The following is a 16,806-nucleotide window of genomic DNA, read 5'->3' as shown; positions in this document are numbered from 1 at the left end:
CCACGATGACCATTTCGCTGACCGAGGGTGCCCGCGACTCGGCCACGCTGCTGCGGCGCAACCTCAAGCACCTCGTCCGCTACCCGTCGCTGACGCTCACGATCATCGGCATGCCGGTGGTCTTCCTGCTGCTGTTCGTCTTCGTCTTCGGCGGCACCATGGGCGCCGGCCTGCCCGGCGGCAGCGCGACGGCCCACCCGCGGGCCGACTACCTGCACTACATCACGCCGGCGATCCTGGTGATGACCGTCGTGTCGGTGGCGAACAGCACCGCGATCCTGGTCGCGAAGGACTCCACCGAGGGGATCATCGACCGGTTCAGGACGTTGCCGATCGCCCGGTCGGCGCCGCTGACCGGACACGTGCTCGCCGCGATGGCGCAGACGGTCCTCGGCCTGCTCGTCGTCCTCGCCATCGCGCTCGCGCTGGGCTACCGCAGTAGCGCCTCGCTCGCCGGCTGGGCCGGTGCCGCCGGCATGCTCCTGCTGATGGGTTGGGCCGTGACCTGGCTGTGCGTGGCGCTCGGACTGGCCAGCGGCAGCGTCGAGGCCGCCAGCAACGCACCGATGCCGCTCATCCTGCTGCCGTTCCTCTCCAGCGCCTTCGTGCCGACCGACTCCATGCCGACGGGACTGGCGTGGATCGCGGAGCACCAGCCCTTCACCCCGATCATCGAGACGCTTCGCGCCTGCCTCGAGGGGAGTGATCCGGGGTCCGACGCCTGGTGGGCGATCGGCTGGTGCGTCCTGGTCACGGTGCTCTGCTTCCGGTGGGCGAGTCGCCTGTTCGGCCAGGTCGGCAAGGGCTGAGTCGGGCAGTCTGGTCACCATGCTCACGATCAGCCAGCTGGCGGCGTACGCCGGCGTCACGGTGCGCGCGGTGCGCCACTACCACCAGGTCGGCCTGCTGCCGGAGCCGGCGCGGGACCGCTCCGGCTACCGGACGTACGACGCCGGCGACGTCGTGCGCCTGATCCGGATCCGCACCCTGGCCGAGGCCGGAGTCCCCCTGGCCCGGGTGCAGGGGCTGCTCGACGCCACGCCCGCGGAGTTCGGCGCCGCGGTCGGCCAGATCGACGCCGACCTCCGCGGGAGGATCCGCGAGCTGCAGGAGCACCGGCGACGGATCGCCCGGCTGGCCGACGGCGACTCCCTCGCGGTCCCGGACGAGGTGGTCCAGTACCTCGACAAGCTGCGCGCCAGCGGCGCGTCGCAGGCCATGGTCGAGGGCGAGCGCGACGGCTGGATCCTCATGGCCGCCCGCTGGCCGGAGAAGATCCCCGAGCTCATGGCCGACAAGACGGCTCGGCTGGACGATCCGCGGACGGTGCGGCTCTACCGCCTGATCGACGAGCTGCTCGAGGTCGGCATGGACGAGGACCGGCTGGTCGCCCTGGCCGACCTGCTGGTCGAGATGGCCGAGGAGTCGGCCGAGCTCGGGGAGCTGGACCGGCAGAGCGAGGACCTCGGGGACGACGCGTTCGTCGCGCTCCTGGACTCGTTCGCGTCCGGCGCCCATCCCATGGTCGAGCGTCTCCAGGAGCTGATGGCCGCGCGCGGGTGGACGGGTTGGATCCGCATGGAGAGGGCTGCCGCCCCTCCGTCGCACGCCGAGCAGGTCCCGGGACGGGCACGGTCCAGTGACGCCGAGTCGGCGCTCGTCGACGGCTAGGGTCGCGCCCGTGCTGCTCTCCCGCCGCCGGCTGAACCGGACGCTGCTGCAGCGCCAGCACCTGCTGGCGCGGGTGGACGCCCCGGTCGCCACGATGGTGCGGCACCTGGTCGGCCTGCAGGCGCAGGAGCCGCTTCCGCCCTACCTCTCCCTGCACGCCCGCCTGACCTCCTTCGACCCGTACGACGTCAGCCGCGGGCTCGACGAGCGCAGCCTGGTGCGGCTGCTGACGATGCGCGGCACCATCCACCTGCTCACGCCCGAGGACGCGCTGGCGCTGCGGCCCTGGCTGCAGCCGCGGATGGAGAAGGAGATCCGCACCAACACGGCGGTGCGACCGGTGGCCGGCCTCGACCGGACGTCGTTCGCACGCGCGGTGGCGGGGGTGCTCGCCGACGGTCCGCTGCCGCAGAAGCAGCTGGCGGCCGCACTGGGGCAACGGTTCCCGGACCTGCCCGCGACCGCTCTCGGCCAGCTCGCGCGGGTCGCCGTCCCGCTGGCCCAGCTCCCGCCCCGCGGCAAGTGGCGGGAGCCCGGCGGGGTCGTCTACGACCATGTCGAGCGCTGGCTCTCGGCACCCTCGTCGGAGGCCGACCCCGCGGAGGTGGTGCGTCGCTACCTGCGCGCCTTCGGGCCGGCGACCGCCGCGGACGTCACCGCCTGGTCCGGCGTCACGGGGCTGACCGGCGTGGTGCGCAGCATGACCGACCTGGTGCGGCACGAGGACGAGACCGGGCGCGACCTGTACGACGTACCCGACGGCGAGCTCGCCGACGAGGAGACGCCGGCGCCGGTGCGCCTGCTCGGGACCTACGACAACCTGTGGCTCTCCCACGCCGGGCGCGACCGGGTCACCACGCCCGGGAACCGCCGCCGGTGGATGGGCAGCAACGGCGGCGCCGGACACACGGTCTTCGTGGACGGGATGCTCGAGGGCCTGTGGCGCGTGACGGACGGCCGCGTCGAGGTCATCGAGCTGTTCCGCGACCTCTCCCCGGCCGAGCGCCACGAGCTCGACGCCGAGAAGGCCGGGATCGAGGCGCTGCTAGCGCGCTGACCCGAACGCCACCGCCAATGTCGAGTTGGGTCGGAATCAGCGTCCAGTTGTGAGCCCGGCAAACAGTTGGGATGGCTGTGCCTGTTCCAGGCCGCGAGCGTGGCCGCTGAGACCAGCGTGGCAGCGCGGTAGCTGGAGCGCGGGGCATGGCGGCCTCTGGCGGATCGGCCGCGCGTCCTGACGGGGATCGGACGAAGTGACCAGTGCGGTTGCCCCGAGCCGATCAGGCGCGCGACTCATCCAACGGTGGAAGGTTCGACGGATGATCCCGGCCCGTGGGCGGCTGCGGGCCGGCCCAGTAGGAGGTGCCCTGGTCCCAGGCCGGGCGAACCACCACCGCGTCGGTACGGTCGCGGGCCCACGTGAGCGCGTCGCGGAGACTGGTGGTGTACGGCCCGTCTTCAACCCAGCTGTACCCGGGATCATTGGACTGCCAGGACACCGAGTAGCCAGGCTCCAGCCTGTCCTCGCCTCTGGCGTCCTCGTCGTCGAAGTCATCCCAGACCTTCCAGGAGATCCAGACGGTGCCGACGCGGCCGTCGCGGCTGCCTGGGTCGACGCTTGGGTCGGAAGGAGGCAGGGCGGCGGCGTGCGCGGCCCGCTCGCGGAGCCACGGTTCGACGCGGTCGGTGGTCGCGATCTTGAGCAGCAGGTCGTCGATGACGGCCCGGAGCGCGGCGTCGGTCACGATGTCTTGCCGTGGCACGACCTGCAGGAGGGCGGCGGCCAGGTCGTGGTAGCCCTGGTCGTCCAGGCGTAGCCCACGCCGAGGGCGGCTGCCTCGAAGGGACGGTGTTCCGCCATGCCAGGACGGTAGGGCATCAGGAGACATCGGTCGATGCCCTCGCCCTGACCACGTACGAGCAGAGCCGGAGAGCCGAAATGGGCACAGTAAATCCCAACTGTTTGCCGAACCCGTCCAGTTGCGCCGAAATCGCCAAATGAAGCCCATCTCGGCACCGAACGAGGCCCAACTCAACGAGCCACGGGGGTCAGGACCAGCGGCGGGTGCGGGCGAGGAGGGCCGAGGCGGCGGCAAGGCCGGCGGTGGAGGTGCGCAGCACCTCGGCGCCGAGACGGACGGAGGTCGCCCCGGCGGCCACGAAGGTCGCGACCTCCTCGTCGGTGAGGCCGCCCTCGGGCCCGACGACGACCACGACCGGGCCGCTGGTGGGCACCTCGAGGCCGGCGAGCGGCACCGACGCGTCCTCGTGCAGCACCACGCCCAGCGCCGCCGCGCCGAGCAGCGCCGCGACGTCCGCGGTGGTCGCGAGGTCGGTGACCTCCGGGAACCAGGACCGGCGGGCCTGCTTGGCAGCCTCGCGCGCGGTGGACCGCCAGCGGGCCAGCGACTTCACGGCCCGCTCGCCCTTCCACACCGCGACGCTGCGGGCGGCGGCCCACGGCACGATCCGCGCCGTACCGATCTCGGTGAGCACCTCCACGGCCAGCTCGCCGCGGTCGCCCTTCGGCAGCGCCTGGACCACCACGAGCTCGGGCTGGGGTCGCTCGGCGTCGTCGACCGAGGCGACGGTGACCGTGAACACCCGCTTGCCGGTGCTGGCGACCTCTCCCGTCACCGCACGGCCCGCGCCGTCGGTGAGCACGACCGGCTCCCCCACCCGCAGGCGGCGTACGGCGACGGCGTGGTGCGCCTCGTCGCCGGTCACCTCGACCGCGGAGCCGACCGCCACCCCCACCAGCGAGGGGACGACGTGGACCGGCAGCGACATCAGTGCTGGTTGAACGCGTCGCGCAGCCGGCCGAAGACCGACTTCGACCCCGGGCGCACGTGGCCCGACGGCTGCTCCTCACCACGGAGGGCGGCGAGCTCGCGCAGCAGCTCCTCCTGGCGCTCGTCGAGCCGCGTCGGCGTCTCCACCACCACGGTCACGACCAGGTCGCCCCGACCGCCACGCAGCCCGGGGACGCCCCGGCCGCGCAGCACCTGCTCGCTGCCGGACTGCGTGCCCGGCTTGATGTCGAGGTCGAACGCCGTCTCGACCCCGGAGTCGGCGCCCTGCTCGACGTCGGCCTCCAGGGTCGGCAGCGAGAGCGTCGTCCCGAGCGCCGCCGCCGACATCGGCAGGGTGACCGTGCAGTGCAGGTCGTTGCCGTGCCGGGTGAAGGTGTCATGCTTGGCGATCTGGATCTCGACGTAGAGGTCTCCGGGCGGGCCACCACCCGGGCCGACCTCGCCCTGCTCGGTGAGCTGGACGCGGGTTCCGTTGTCGACGCCCGCGGGGATCTTGACGGTGATCGTGCGGCGCGAGCGGACGCGGCCGTCGCCGGAGCACTCGCGGCACGGCTCCGGGATGATCGAGCCGAACCCGCGGCACGCCGCGCACGGGCGCAGGGTCCGGATCTCGCCGAGGAACGAGCGCTGCACGTGCGCCACCTCGCCCGCACCGCGACACGTCTCGCACGGGATCGGGTGGGTGCCCGGCGACGTGCCCTCGCCGTGGCAGGTGGCACACAGCACCGCGGTGTCCACGGTCAGGTCACGGGTCACGCCGAACGCCGCCTCGGCGAGCTCGACGTCGAGGCGGATCAGCGCGTCCTGGCCGCGGCGCGTGCGCGGGCGCGGGCCACGGCCGGCCGCCGCACCGCCACCTGCCCCGCCGAAGAAGGCGTCCATGATGTCGGTGAACGAGAACCCGGCGCCCTGCCCGAAGCCGGCGGCCCCGCCGCCGAACGGGTCGCCGCCCCTGTCGTACCCCGCCCGCTTCTGCGGGTCGGAGAGGACCTCGTAGGCGCGGGAGACCTCCTTGAACTTCTCCTGCGTCTCGGGGTCCGGGTTGACGTCGGGGTGCAGCTGCCGGGCCAAGCGCCGGTAGGCCTTCTTGATGGCGTCGGCGTCCGCGTCGCGGTCGACACCGAGGAGGTCGTACAGGTCCTGACTCAAGTCGGTTCCTTCGGGTGATCGGGGGTGGATCTGACGTGCGGTGGAGCGCTAGCCCTCGTCGAGGAAGCGCGAGACGTAGCGGGCGACCGCCCGCACCGCCGCCATCGTGCCGGGATAGTCCATGCGGGTGGGGCCGACGATGCCCAGCGTCGCAAGCGCCTCGTCCCGGGGGCCGTAGCCCGTCGCGACGACGCTGGTCGACGCCAGCTCCTGGTAGGGCCCCTCGTGACCGATGCGCACGGTGACCGCGCCGCCGGTGCTGGCCTCGCCGAGCAGCTTGAGCAGGATCACGTGCTCCTCGAGCGCCTCGAGCAGCGGGCGGACGGCGGAGTCGAAGCTGTCGCCGTACCTCGCCAGGTTGGCCGCGCCGCCCACCGCGACGCGCTCGTCGGACCGGTGGTCGGACATCGCCTCGACGAGCGAGTCGACGACCGCCGCGACGGCGTGGCCGTCGACGGGGGGCACCGCCTCGCGGAGCGCCGTGACGGCCGTGGCGATGATCTCGCCGGTGGCGGCCCGGTTGACCAGCTGCCGGAGGTCGGCCAGCTCGTCGTCGGTCAGCGCGGTCTCCAGCTCGACCAGCCGCTGCTCGACCCGGCCGGTGCTGAGGATGAGCACGACGAGCAGCTTGCTCGGGGTGAGCGCGACGAGCTCGACGTGGCGGACGGTGGAACGAGTGAGCGTGGGGTACTGCACGACGGCGACCTGGCGGGTCAGCTGCGAGAGCAGCCGCACCGACCGGCCGACGACGTCGTCGAGGTCGACTGCCCCGTCGAGGAACGTCGCGATCGCGCGCCGCTCGGCCGCGCTCATCGGCTTGACGGTGGTCAGGCGGTCGACGAAGAGGCGGTAGCCCTTGTCGGTCGGCACCCGGCCGGCGCTGGTGTGGGGCTGGGTGATGAAACCCTCCTCCTCCAGCACCGCCATGTCGTTGCGCACCGTGGCCGGCGAGACGCCGAGACCGTGCCGCTCGACCAGTGCCTTGGAGCCGACCGGCTCCTCGGTGGAGACGTAGTCCTCCACGATCGCGCGGAGCACGGCGAGCCTGCGCTCCTCCTGCATCCCGCCTCCTCTGGGCTGGTCTCCGGGCTGGTCCGGGCTTGGCACTCGAAAGTCCTGAGTGCCAAGACTACTAGGCTCGGCGTCATGACGGGATTCACGGGAGCCGGGTTCAGGGAGGTCGCCGACCGGGTGTGGGTCGCCCGGTACGAGTGGTTCGACGTCAACATCACCCTGATCGGCGGCGACCGGGGGCTGCTCGTCGTCGACACGCACGGTGCCGCGAGCGCGGCCCGCGAGGTGATCGACGACGTGCGTCGCCTCGGTGCCGGCGAGGTCACCGGCATCGTCAACACCCACTGGCACTTCGACCACACCTTCGGCAACCACACCTTCCGCGAGGAGTACGGCGCCCTGCCGATCCACGCGCACGAGAACGCCCGTGACGAGCTGGAGAAGTGGGGCGAGGAGGTCAAGCAGCGGTACGCCGACTCCCCGACGACCCCCGGCGCGAGGACGTCATGGCGACCCGGATCGTGCTCCCGGACCAGACGTTCTCCTCGGCGCGGTGCTCGACCTCGGTGACCGCGCGGTCGAGCTCGTGCACCCCGGCCGCGGGCACAGCTCCGGCGACCTCGTGGTGCGCGTGCCCGACGCCGACGTGGTGCTGGCCGGCGACCTGGTCGAGGAGTCGTCACCGCCGTACTTCAACGACGACTCGTGGCCGATGGAGTGGCCGCTCAGCCTCGACATCGTGCTGGGCCTGCTGACCCCCTCGAGCCTCGTCGTCCCCGGGCACGGCTCGCCCGTCGACCGGGAGTTCGTCGAGGAGCAGCGCAACACCGTCGGCATCGTGGCCGAGACGATCCGCGACCTCGCGTCGCGAGGAGTGCCGGTCGACCAGGCGCTCGAGACCGGCGAGTGGCCCTGGCCCCGGGAGCACCTCGCCACGGCCGTGCGACGCGGCTACGAGCACCTCCCCCGCAGCCAGAAGCGGCTGCCCCTGATCTGAGCCCGGCTCCGCTGTCGGGGGCTGTCGGGGGCTGTCGGGGGCGGTTGAGGGGTCGGCGCGTGGGTACGGTCGCCGCATGACGAACTCCAGCGACCCCACGACCGAGCAGTCGTCCGAGCCGGGCATCAGCGACGACCAGCTCCCCGAGGACCTGCAGCCGGGCGAGGACAACCCGCTCGCCGAGCCGCTCGACGACGAGGTGGACCCCGGCGACCTCGACATGGACGGCGGCAAGGGCGCCTCGGAGTGGGACGACGAGCAGCTCGAGGACTGACGCCCCGCTGTCTAAGCGCGGGCGGCGCGTCGTCCGGCGCCGGCAGGGGCCGCGCCCCTAGCGTTGTCCGGTGACTTCCCGCGACCGCTACGGATCCGACGTCCTCAACACCGACTGGCGCGCCCCGAAGCGCGGCCGCGCCGTCGAGGCCCCCGCGGAGCTGGGCTCCGTGGTCGAGGAGGTCACGACCGACTGGTGCGGCGAGGTCGTCGCGGTCGATCGCGACCTCCACACCGTGACCCTGGAGGACCGCCGCGGCAAGCGGCGCACGTTCCCGCTGGGGCCGGGCTTCCTGCTCGAGGGCAAGCCGGTCATCCTGACCGCCCCGGTGCGCACCCCGGCTCCGGCCAAGCCGACCCGCACGGCCTCGGGGTCGGTCGCCGTCCACGGCGCGAAGGCTCGGGTCGCTCGCGCCAGCCGGATCTTCGTCGAGGGCCGGCACGACGCCGAGCTGGTCGAGAAGGTCTGGGGTGACGACCTGCGGATCGAGGGCGTGGTCGTGGAGTACCTCGGCGGCGTCGACGACCTCGCCGACCACCTGCGCGACTTCAAGCCGGGCCCGCAGCGCCGCGTCGGGGTGCTCGTCGACCACCTGGTCCGCGGCTCCAAGGAGAGCCGCATCGCCGCCAACATCGCGAGGTCGCCGATCGGCAAGGACGTGCTGATCGTCGGCCACCCGTTCATCGACATCTGGCAGGCGGTCAAGCCGCAGCGGCTCGGCTTCGAGCGCTGGCCCGACGTGCCCCGCAACATCGACTGGAAGACCGGCACCTGCCAGCAGCTGGGCTGGCCGCACCGCAACCAGGCCGACATCGCCCGCGCGTGGAAGCACATCCTCGGTGGGGTGCGCTCCTTCGCCGACCTCGACCCGGCGCTGCTCGGCCGGGTCGAGGAGCTGATCGACTTCGTGACGGCCTGATGCCCGCCGGACTACCGTGGAGCCGAGCGATCGACTCCGCCACCCACCACCCAGCCGCGACCACAGCATCGACCACAGGGAGCACGCGATGAGCGATCCGACCCAGCCGCAGCCGACCGAGGGGCCCGCGGACCCGCCCCCTGGCACGCAGCCCTACGGCCAGCCCCCGTCGTACGGCCAGCAGCCGGGATGGGGGCAGCAGCCCGGCGGCCAGCCCCCGGCGTACGGCGGGCCCCCGCAGCCGCCGATGCACCCCAGCGGCCACACCTCGGAGGAGATCACCTGGGGCTGCGCCGCGCACTGGAGCGCCCTGGTGGCCTCGGTCGTCGCGCTGGCGTTCCTCGGCCCGCTGATCGTGATGCTCACCAAGGGCCACGAGTCGCCCTACGTGCGCCGGCAGGCGGTCGAGTCGCTGAACTTCCAGCTCTCGATCCTGATCTACGCGGTCGTGTCGTTCATCCTGGTCTTCGTGCTCGTCGGCCTGCTCCTGCTGCCGATCGTCGGCCTGATGTGGCTGATCTTCACGATCATCGGATCGGTCCGCGCGTCCCGGGGCGAGGAGTACCGCTACCCCGTCACGATCCGGCTGGTCAGCTGAGGCAGTCGAGGCTCAGGGCAGCAGGTCGCGCACGACGGCGTCGGCGAGCAGCCGCCCGGTGCGGGTGAGCACCAGCCGCTCCCCCGCGGTCGCGAGCAGCCCTCGCGCGACCAGGTCGGGGACCGCGGCGCGCCCGGCCGCGTCGAGCACCCCGGCCTCGAGCCCCTGGCGCAACCGCAGCTCGAGCAGCACCCGCTCGACCCGACGGCTCTCCGGGTCGAGCACCTCCCTCGCGTGCGCGGGGCTGAGGCCCGCGGCCAGCCGGTCGGCGTACGCCGCGGGGTGCTTGACGTTCCACCACCGCACCCCACCCACGTGCGAGTGCGCGCCCGGACCCACTCCCCACCAGTCGGCGCCGGTCCAGTAGAGCAGGTTGTGGCGGCAGCGCGTCGCGTCGTCGCGCGCCCAGTTGGACACCTCGTACCACCCCAGGCCCGCAGCCACGAGCCGCTCGTCGGCCAGCACGTACTTGTCCGCGAGGTCGTCGTCGTCGGGCATCGGCAGCTCGCCGCGCCGCACCTGGCGGGCCAGGGCGGTGCCGTCCTCGACGATCAGGGAGTACGCCGAGACGTGGTCGGGCTCGCAGGCCAGCGCTGTGTCGAGCGAGGTCTCCCAGTCGGCGAGCGACTCCCCCGGCGTCCCGTAGATGAGGTCCAGGCTGATGCTGCCGCCCCCGGCACGGTCGAAGCCGGCCGTCCGCGCCCAGGCGACCGCCGCCGGGACCCGGAGCGGGTCGTGGGTGCGGTCCAGGGTCCGCAGCACGTGCGGGACCGCGGACTGCATGCCGAAGGAGATGCGGTTGATCCCGCCGGCGCGCAGCGTCGCCAGGTCCGCCTCGGAGACGCTGTCAGGGTTGGACTCGGTGGTCACCTCCGCCCCGGCGACCAGCCCGAACTCCTCCTCGATCGCGGCCACCACGGCGACCAGGTCGGCCGCGGGCAGCAGGGTGGGGGTGCCCCCACCGAAGAAGACCGTCGACACCGGGACGTCGCGGTCGCCGAGCAGCGCCCGGGCCCGGCGTACCTCCGCGATCGCGGCCTCGGCGTACGTCGCGCGCGAGGCACCCCGGGCCGCGGAGGCCCCGCCCAGCTCCTCGGCGGTGTAGGTGTTGAAGTCGCAGTAGCCGCACCGCACCGAGCAGAAGGGCACGTGGACGTAGAGGCCGAACGGTCTCTCGCCCACCCCGGCGAGGGCCTCTGCCGGGAGCGAGCCGTCCTCGGGGACGGGGTCACCGGGCGGCAGGGAGGAGGGAGGCACGTGCTCCATCCTCTCAACCCGCCCGGTCCGCCCGACGACGGGCCGGAGCCGTCGTCAGGCGGGCGAGCCGTCAGGCGTAGAGCGCGTCGATCCGGTCCTGGTAGTTCGACTCCACGACGTTGCGCTTGACCTTCATCGACGGGGTCAGCTCGCCGGACTCGACGGTCAGGTCGTGGTCGAGCAGCTCCCAGCGCTTGATGGTCTCCCAGCGGTTGAGGCGCGAGTTGAGGTCGTCGACGTAGCCGGCGACGAGGTCGTGGACCTTGTCGGACTTCACCAGGTCCTCGTACGACGTGCCGGTCATGCCGTTCTCCTCCGCCCAGCCCTCCATCGCGTCGGGGTCGAGCGTGACGAGCGCGACGCAGTAGTTGCGCTCGTTGCCGAAGACCATGAACTGGCTGGCGTAGGGGCAGACCGCCTTGAACTTCGACTCGATCGCCGACGGGGCGATGTACTTGCCGCCCGAGGTCTTGAACAGGTCCTTGATCCGCCCGGTGATGGTGAGGAAGCCCTCGGCGTCGATGCTGCCCTTGTCCCCGGTCCGCAGCCAGCCGTCGTCGGTCAGCGTCTTGGCGGTCTCCTCGGGCAGGTTGTGGTAGCCGTCCATGACGTGCGGGCCACGGATCAGCACCTCGTCGCCCTCGCCCAGCTTGACCTCGCTGCCGGGCAGCGCGGGCCCGACCGTGCCCATCTTGTACTCGTCGGGGTGGTTGACGAACGCCCCGGCCGAGGTCTCGGTGAGCCCGTAGCCCTCGAGGATGAGGATGCCGGCGGCGTTGAACCACTCGGCGATGTCCTGGTTGAGCGCCGCGGCACCGGAGATGAAGAAGCGCACCCGGCCACCGAAGCGCTCGCGCACCTTGCTGAAGACCAGCTTGTCGAAGAGCCCGTGCTGCAGCCGCAGCGGCAGCGGGACGGACTTGCCGTCGCGCCGGAGTCCTCGACCTTCAGGCCGACCTTGAAGGCCTGGTTGAAGATCTTCTCCTTCGCGCCGCCCTCGGACTGCTGCATGGTGACGATCCGGCCGTGGGCCTTCTCGAAGATCCGCGGCGCCGCTCCCATGAAGGTCGGCTTCACGACCCCGAGGTTGTCGACGATCTTCTCCACGCGCCCGTCGATGGCCGTGGCGAAGCCGCAGGCCAGCTGGGTGGAGAGCAGCACCTTGCCGAACGAGTGCGCCATCGGCAGCCACAGGAACTGCAGGTCGTCCTCGTGGAGGATGTCCATGACGTCGATCGCGGCGCCCTCGTAGACCCACGACCGGTGCTGGAGCCGCACGCCCTTGGGCCGCCCGGTGGTTCCGGAGGTGTAGATCAGCGTGGCGAGCTGCTCGGGCTCGATCGAGGCGGCGACCTCGTCGATGACGTCGGGGTGCTCGGCCAGGTAGGCGTCGCCGAGCTCGCCGAGCTGCTCGAGGTCGATCACCCAGCTGTCGTCGGTGGTCCCGTCGAAGGTGACCACGCGCAGCAGGTGCGGCAGCTCGGCCTTGTGCTCCTTGACCTTCGCGATCTGCTCGTCGTCCTCGGTGAAGACGACGCGGCACTCCGAGTCACTGAGGATGTACGCCGTGTCCTCGGCGTTGGTCGACGGGTACACCGTCGTCGTCGCTGCTCCGGCGCACATCACCGCCAGGTCGGCGAGGATCCACTCGTAACGGGTGCTCGACGCGATGCCCACACGCTGCTCGCGCTCGATGCCCAGCGACAGCAGGCCGGCCGCCAGCCTCCTGACCCGGGTGCCGGTCTCCCTCCACGTGACCGACTCCCAGCCGCCGTCACGGGGGTAGCGGTAGGCCTCGTGGTCCGGCGTCCGCTCGACGCGGTCGAGGAACAGCGCGGCCACGTTGGGGGCCAGACGGTCGAGGAAGCTGGTGTCGTAGGTGACGGGCATGACACTCCTGCACTGGCGGCGGGTCGGGGCGGGGAAGACGTCGTCCGAGGAGACTTCTCTGGCCAGTAACCTAGATCACCTGGTTACGCTCCGGTAGCCGATCCCACGTGAGGATCGCCATGCGCGCGCACGGACCGGGCGGAGCCGAGCCCCGTGGACGAACCTCACACGTCGTCGATGACGCTCAGCGCGGGGGCGTAGGCCTCGGCCCTGACCCGCGCCTCGGCGACCAGGCCGTCGACCTTGAGCAGCTCCGGCAGCAGCGACCGCTCGGACGTCAGCGCCCGGAACATCGTGCTCACGGTCACCCCGTGGCCGGGGCGGTGCACGACTGTCAGGTCGTCGCCGGCGCGCAGGTGGCCCTCGGTGACCACCCGCAGGTAGGGGCCCGGGCGGTGCTGGGCGGCGAAGCGACGCACCCACGCGCGTTCGTCGTAGCCGCAGCGGCCCATCCAGCTCTTGAAGTCGTTGCAGGGGATGCGGACCGACGCGACCTCGAGCACCGCGTCGCCCACGAGCCAGCGCTCGCCCACCTCCGCCTCGTTGACGTCGATCCCACGGGTGGTGAGGTTCTCGCCGAACTGGCCGTCGGGGATCTCGACCCCGAGTTCGGCGGCCCAGTGGTCGAGGTCCTCGCGGGCGAAGGCGTAGACCGCCTGGTCGGGCCCGCCGTGGTGCTTGGTGTCGGACACCTGGTCGCCCTCGAGGCCGAGGCGCCGGGCCAGCACCGGGCCGGCCACCGGCCGCTTGTCGATGGAGGTGCGGCCGATCCCGGCCCAGGCGGCCTCGCGCGGGCGGCCGACGTTGACGGAGACGAGGGTGGGCACGTGCCGATTCTCGCGGCTGCGGCCCACCGGACCAACCGGATTGTGCGGCGCGTCCTCAGTCCTGGACGGCCTTGGCGATCGCGATGCACATCGTCAGGTAGGCATCGGTCGACGTGTGCCGTGGTACGTCGGGCTCGTCCTGGAGGCTCCACAGCGCGTTGTGCATCATCCGCACCACGACCCAGGCCCGCGCCCGGTGCTCGTCGAAGCCGGCCGCGTCGACCAGCGTGTGAAAGCGCCGGCGCAGGCCGTCGCGCAGGCTCTGCCCGGGCTGGGCCGTGAGCTCGTCGAAGCGGTTCCACAGCATCGGGGCGAGCTCGTAGTGCGGGTCGCCGCTGACCGGCTTGGGGTCGATGGCCAGCCAGGGCTGGCGATCGCCCGCCAGGACGTTCTCGTAGTGAAGGTCGGTGTGGATCATCGTGCCGGTGCCGGTGGGGTCGGCCACGAGGTCACGGGACAGGCTCAGCGCCTGCTCCACCAGCCGGCGCGGGACCGGGGCGCTGCGCGGCAGCCCTGCCAGGCCGGCCGACCAGCGCTCGACGTACGCCGTCAACGGGCGCAGCTGCGGCGGCGCCGGGACGTGGATCTGCGCGTACAGACCGGCGACCACCTCGCACGCCTCGAGGTCCCAGAGGTCGGTCAGGTCCTCGCGGTGGAGCCGCTCCAGCAGCATCGCCCGGCGGTGCGGGTCGGCCCGGAGCAGCTGCACGGCGCCGCGGCCGTGCCAGTGCTGGAGCGCGAGGTGCTCGTGCTCCGACTCGTCGTCGGGGAAGCCCACCTTGAGGACGGCGGGCGCCCCACCGGGCGTGCGCACGGGCAGCACCAGCGCGCAGTAGCCGTGGGTCGGCTCCCCGTCGGCGGTGAGCTTCCACTCATCGAGCAGCTCGTGCACCAGTCGAGGCAGCGCGTCGACGAAGGCTGCCCAGTCCGGTCCTCGGTCGGCGAAGGCCAGCACGCCCTCGGGGAGTGCGATGCTCACGTCGAGCGGATCCAGTGGTCGGGCGGGACGTGGGGCTTGTCGGGGACCGCCTCCTCGGTCTCCGTCCACGCAGCTCCCCACGCGTCGCTCGACACCACACGCCAGAAGTGCCCGGCGCCGACGTTGTCGTGCTGGAAGGGGATCTCCCAGGGTCCCGGGTGCCGTCCGATCACGGCCGCGGCGAAGCGACGGCCGAAGCCGTCCCGTCGAGCCGCCGGCACCACGAAGAACGCCTGCATGATCCGGCCGCCGGCATCCAGACCCCGCACGAGCGCGAAGGCGACGGGGGCGTCCTCACCGGTGTTGGGGTGCGGCTGCCACGCGAGGTAGCCGACCCGGTCCGGCTGCGGGTACTCGTCCAGCCACTCGTGCCGGTAGCGGCCGTCGGCGTACGGGAAGCCGTGCACCGCAGGCGCGAGGTCGTGGCGGAAGTCCTGCCACAGCCACGCGACGACCGACCACTGGTCGTCCGCAACCGGGCGGACGATCACTTCTTGCCGGACTTCTCGGTGGTCGGCGCGTTGGACAGGGCGGCGACGAAGGCCTCGGGCGGGACCTCGACCGAGCCGATGTTCTTCATCCGCTTCTTGCCCGCCTTCTGCTTCTCCAGCAGCTTGCGCTTGCGGCTGATGTCACCGCCGTAGCACTTGGCCAGCACGTCCTTGCGGATGGCGCGGATGTTCTCCCGCGCGATCACCCGGGCGCCGATCGCGGCCTGGATCGGCACCTCGAACTGCTGGCGCGGGATGAGTTCCTTGAGCTTGCCGGCCATCATCACGCCGTAGGAGTACGCCGCGTCGCGGTGCAGGATCGCGCTGAAGGCGTCGACCGGCTCGCCCTGGAGCAGGATGTCGACCTTGACCAGGTCGGCTGCCTGCTCACCGGAGCGTTCGTAGTCGAGTGAGGCGTAGCCCTTGGTGCGCGACTTCAGCTGGTCGAAGAAGTCGAAGACGATCTCGCCCATCGGGAGGGTGTAGCGCATCTCCACCCGGTCCTCGGAGAGGTAGTCCATCCCCTGCAGCTGGCCGCGCTTGAGCTGGCAGAGCTCCATGATCGTGCCGATGTAGTCGGACGGCGCGAGGATGGTCGCCTTCACGACCGGTTCCCGGACCTCGGCGATCTTGCCCTCGGGGTACTCGCTGGGGTTGGTGACGGTGTGGATGGTGCCGTCCTCCATCGAGACCTCGTAGACCACGTTGGGCGCGGTCGAGATCAGGTCGAGGTTGAACTCCCGCTCCAGCCGGTCGCGGGTGATCTCCATGTGCAGCAGGCCGAGGAAGCCGCAGCGGAAGCCGAAGCCGAGCGCGCCGGAGGTCTCCGGCTCGAAGGTCAGCGCCGCGTCGTTGAGCTGCAGCCGCTCGAGGGCGTCGCGCAGCGTCGGGTAGTCGTCGCCGTCGATCGGGTAGAGCCCGGAGTAGACCATCGGGTTGGGGTGCTTGTAGCCGCCGAGCGGGGCCGTGGCGCCGTTGTGCTGGCTGGTGACCGTGTCACCGACGCGCGACTGGCGCACGTCCTTCACCCCGGTGATCAGGTAGCCCACCTCACCGACGCCGATCTCGCCCGCCTTGACCGGCTCGGGGCTGATCACGCCGACCTCGAGCATCTCGTGGACCGCGCCCGTGGACATCATCTTGATGCGGTCGCGGTGGGTCAGCTTGCCGTCGACCACGCGGACGTAGGTGACCACGCCGCGGTAGGTGTCGTAGACCGAGTCGAAGATCAGGGCCCGCGCGGGCGCGTCGGCGTCACCGACAGGCGGCGGCGTCTGCTTGACGATCTCGTTGAGCAGCGCCTCGACGCCCAGCCCGGTCTTGGCCGAGGTCTGGAGCACCTCGGAGGGGTCGCAGCCGATCAGGCCGGCCAGCTCCGCGGCGTACTTGTCGGGGTTGGCGCTGGGCAGGTCGATCTTGTTGAGCACCGGGATGATGTGCAGGTCGGCGTTCATGGCCAGGTAGAGGTTGGCCAGGGTCTGCGCCTCGATCCCCTGCGCGGCGTCGACCAGCAGGACCGCGGCCTCGCACGCCTCGAGCGAGCGGGACACCTCGTAGGTGAAGTCGACGTGGCCGGGCGTGTCGATCATGTTGAGCACGTAGGTGCCGGGCTCGGCCCCCTGGTCGTTGCCGGAGGGGACAGTCCACGGCATCCGCACGGCCTGGCTCTTGATCGTGATGCCGCGCTCGCGCTCGATGTCCATCCGGTCGAGGTACTGCGCGCGGGCGGCCCGCTCGTCGACCACTCCGGTCAGCTGCAGCATCCGGTCGGCCAGCGTGGACTTGCCGTGGTCGATGTGAGCGATGATGCAGAAGTTGCGGATGATCGCGGGAGCGGTGCGGCCGGGCTGCGGCGCGGGCGTGGTGGGCACGGAAACGACTGCCGACTCTCGTTGGGTTGCGGGACCTGCCCATTGTTCCATCCGGG

At 71.9% G+C, this 16,806-nt stretch carries 18 protein-coding genes and 1 pseudogene; 8 read left to right on the top strand and 11 right to left on the bottom strand.

Features of this window, described 5'->3' with window-relative positions; translation table 11 throughout:
- Nucleotides 1–5: 5 nt before the first annotated feature.
- From H0S67_RS09265 to H0S67_RS09255, 3 genes are read left to right on the top strand one after another with little or no spacing between them, the layout of a single operon-like run.
- The gene (locus H0S67_RS09265; protein ID WP_180936349.1) at nucleotides 6–809 is read left to right on the top strand and encodes an ABC transporter permease; all 804 of its coding nucleotides are present in this window, start codon (nucleotides 6–8) and stop codon (nucleotides 807–809) included.
- Nucleotides 810–828: 19 nt separating this feature from the next.
- A complete protein-coding gene (locus tag H0S67_RS09260) occupies nucleotides 829–1,671 on the top strand; it encodes a MerR family transcriptional regulator (protein WP_180936348.1) in 843 nt (280 codons plus the stop codon).
- A gap of 10 nt (nucleotides 1,672–1,681) precedes the next feature.
- Entirely contained in the window at nucleotides 1,682–2,728 is a 1,047-nt protein-coding gene (locus H0S67_RS09255; protein WP_180936347.1) for a winged helix DNA-binding domain-containing protein, read from the top strand.
- A gap of 223 nt (nucleotides 2,729–2,951) precedes the next feature.
- On the opposite strand, the gene H0S67_RS09250 is transcribed toward H0S67_RS09255, so the two are convergent.
- From H0S67_RS09250 to hrcA, 4 genes are all read right to left on the bottom strand, one after another.
- Entirely contained in the window at nucleotides 2,952–3,416 is a 465-nt protein-coding gene (locus H0S67_RS09250; RefSeq protein WP_180936346.1) for a hypothetical protein, read from the bottom strand.
- Nucleotides 3,417–3,720: 304 nt separating this feature from the next.
- The gene (locus H0S67_RS09245; RefSeq protein ID WP_180936345.1) at nucleotides 3,721–4,461 is read right to left on the bottom strand and encodes a 16S rRNA (uracil(1498)-N(3))-methyltransferase; all 741 of its coding nucleotides are present in this window, start codon (nucleotides 4,459–4,461) and stop codon (nucleotides 3,721–3,723) included.
- Nucleotides 4,461–5,633, bottom strand: a complete 1,173-nt coding sequence (gene dnaJ, locus H0S67_RS09240) for a molecular chaperone DnaJ (RefSeq protein ID WP_180936344.1) — start codon at nucleotides 5,631–5,633, stop codon at nucleotides 4,461–4,463. The genes H0S67_RS09245 and dnaJ overlap by 1 nt, the downstream gene beginning before the upstream one ends.
- A gap of 48 nt (nucleotides 5,634–5,681) precedes the next feature.
- Complete coding sequence (gene hrcA, locus H0S67_RS09235) at nucleotides 5,682–6,695, bottom strand: heat-inducible transcriptional repressor HrcA (RefSeq protein WP_180936343.1); 1,014 nt, start codon at nucleotides 6,693–6,695, stop codon at nucleotides 5,682–5,684.
- An 84-nt stretch (nucleotides 6,696–6,779) separates the two neighbouring features.
- On the opposite strand from hrcA, the gene H0S67_RS24840 reads away from it, so the two are divergent.
- The 5 genes from H0S67_RS24840 to H0S67_RS09215 all read left to right on the top strand — a co-directional run bounded on the left by H0S67_RS24840 (nucleotide 6,780) and on the right by H0S67_RS09215 (nucleotide 9,435).
- On the top strand, nucleotides 6,780–7,217 hold the full coding sequence (locus H0S67_RS24840; protein WP_246355245.1) for an MBL fold metallo-hydrolase: 438 nt from the start codon (nucleotides 6,780–6,782) through the stop codon (nucleotides 7,215–7,217).
- The gene (locus tag H0S67_RS09230; RefSeq protein ID WP_246355244.1) at nucleotides 7,201–7,644 is read left to right on the top strand and encodes an MBL fold metallo-hydrolase; all 444 of its coding nucleotides are present in this window, start codon (nucleotides 7,201–7,203) and stop codon (nucleotides 7,642–7,644) included. The genes H0S67_RS24840 and H0S67_RS09230 overlap by 17 nt, the downstream gene beginning before the upstream one ends.
- Before the next feature lie 76 nt (nucleotides 7,645–7,720).
- A complete protein-coding gene (locus tag H0S67_RS09225) occupies nucleotides 7,721–7,918 on the top strand; it encodes a hypothetical protein (protein ID WP_180936341.1) in 198 nt (65 codons plus the stop codon).
- A gap of 70 nt (nucleotides 7,919–7,988) precedes the next feature.
- The gene (locus H0S67_RS09220; RefSeq protein WP_180936340.1) at nucleotides 7,989–8,837 is read left to right on the top strand and encodes a DUF3097 domain-containing protein; all 849 of its coding nucleotides are present in this window, start codon (nucleotides 7,989–7,991) and stop codon (nucleotides 8,835–8,837) included.
- A gap of 88 nt (nucleotides 8,838–8,925) precedes the next feature.
- Nucleotides 8,926–9,435, top strand: coding sequence for a DUF4870 domain-containing protein (locus H0S67_RS09215; protein ID WP_246355243.1), 510 nt, complete (start codon nucleotides 8,926–8,928; stop codon nucleotides 9,433–9,435).
- Nucleotides 9,436–9,447: 12 nt separating this feature from the next.
- Here the strand turns inward: H0S67_RS09215 and hemW are convergent, their stop codons facing one another.
- From hemW to lepA, 7 genes and pseudogenes are all read right to left on the bottom strand, one after another.
- Complete coding sequence (gene hemW / locus H0S67_RS09210; RefSeq protein ID WP_180936339.1) at nucleotides 9,448–10,701, bottom strand: radical SAM family heme chaperone HemW; 1,254 nt, start codon at nucleotides 10,699–10,701, stop codon at nucleotides 9,448–9,450.
- 61 nt (nucleotides 10,702–10,762) lie between these two features.
- Nucleotides 10,763–11,527, bottom strand: a complete 765-nt coding sequence (locus tag H0S67_RS27285) for an AMP-dependent synthetase/ligase (protein ID WP_343050423.1) — start codon at nucleotides 11,525–11,527, stop codon at nucleotides 10,763–10,765.
- A 230-nt stretch (nucleotides 11,528–11,757) separates the two neighbouring features.
- Nucleotides 11,758–12,582 (bottom strand): annotated as a pseudogene (locus tag H0S67_RS27280) (AMP-binding protein); the annotation flags it as partial.
- 164 nt (nucleotides 12,583–12,746) lie between these two features.
- On the bottom strand, nucleotides 12,747–13,409 hold the full coding sequence (locus H0S67_RS09200) for an MOSC domain-containing protein (RefSeq protein ID WP_180936338.1): 663 nt from the start codon (nucleotides 13,407–13,409) through the stop codon (nucleotides 12,747–12,749).
- Between the two features lie 55 nt (nucleotides 13,410–13,464).
- Entirely contained in the window at nucleotides 13,465–14,388 is a 924-nt protein-coding gene (locus tag H0S67_RS09195) for an aminoglycoside phosphotransferase family protein (protein WP_180936337.1), read from the bottom strand.
- A complete protein-coding gene (locus H0S67_RS09190; RefSeq protein ID WP_180936336.1) occupies nucleotides 14,385–14,879 on the bottom strand; it encodes a GNAT family N-acetyltransferase in 495 nt (164 codons plus the stop codon). Before H0S67_RS09190 ends, H0S67_RS09195 begins: the two co-directional genes overlap by 4 nt.
- Nucleotides 14,876–16,801: a translation elongation factor 4 gene (lepA, locus tag H0S67_RS09185; RefSeq protein WP_180936335.1), complete on the bottom strand. Its 1,926-nt coding sequence runs from the start codon at nucleotides 16,799–16,801 to the stop codon at nucleotides 14,876–14,878. The genes H0S67_RS09190 and lepA overlap by 4 nt, the downstream gene beginning before the upstream one ends.
- Nucleotides 16,802–16,806 lie beyond the last annotated feature (5 nt).

Source organism: Nocardioides ungokensis, assembly GCF_013466985.1.
Classification (GTDB): Bacteria; Actinomycetota; Actinomycetes; order Propionibacteriales; family Nocardioidaceae; genus Nocardioides; species Nocardioides ungokensis.
The sequence above is the reverse complement of the archived record's forward strand: the minus strand, read 5'-3'. Positions and strand labels throughout refer to the sequence as shown.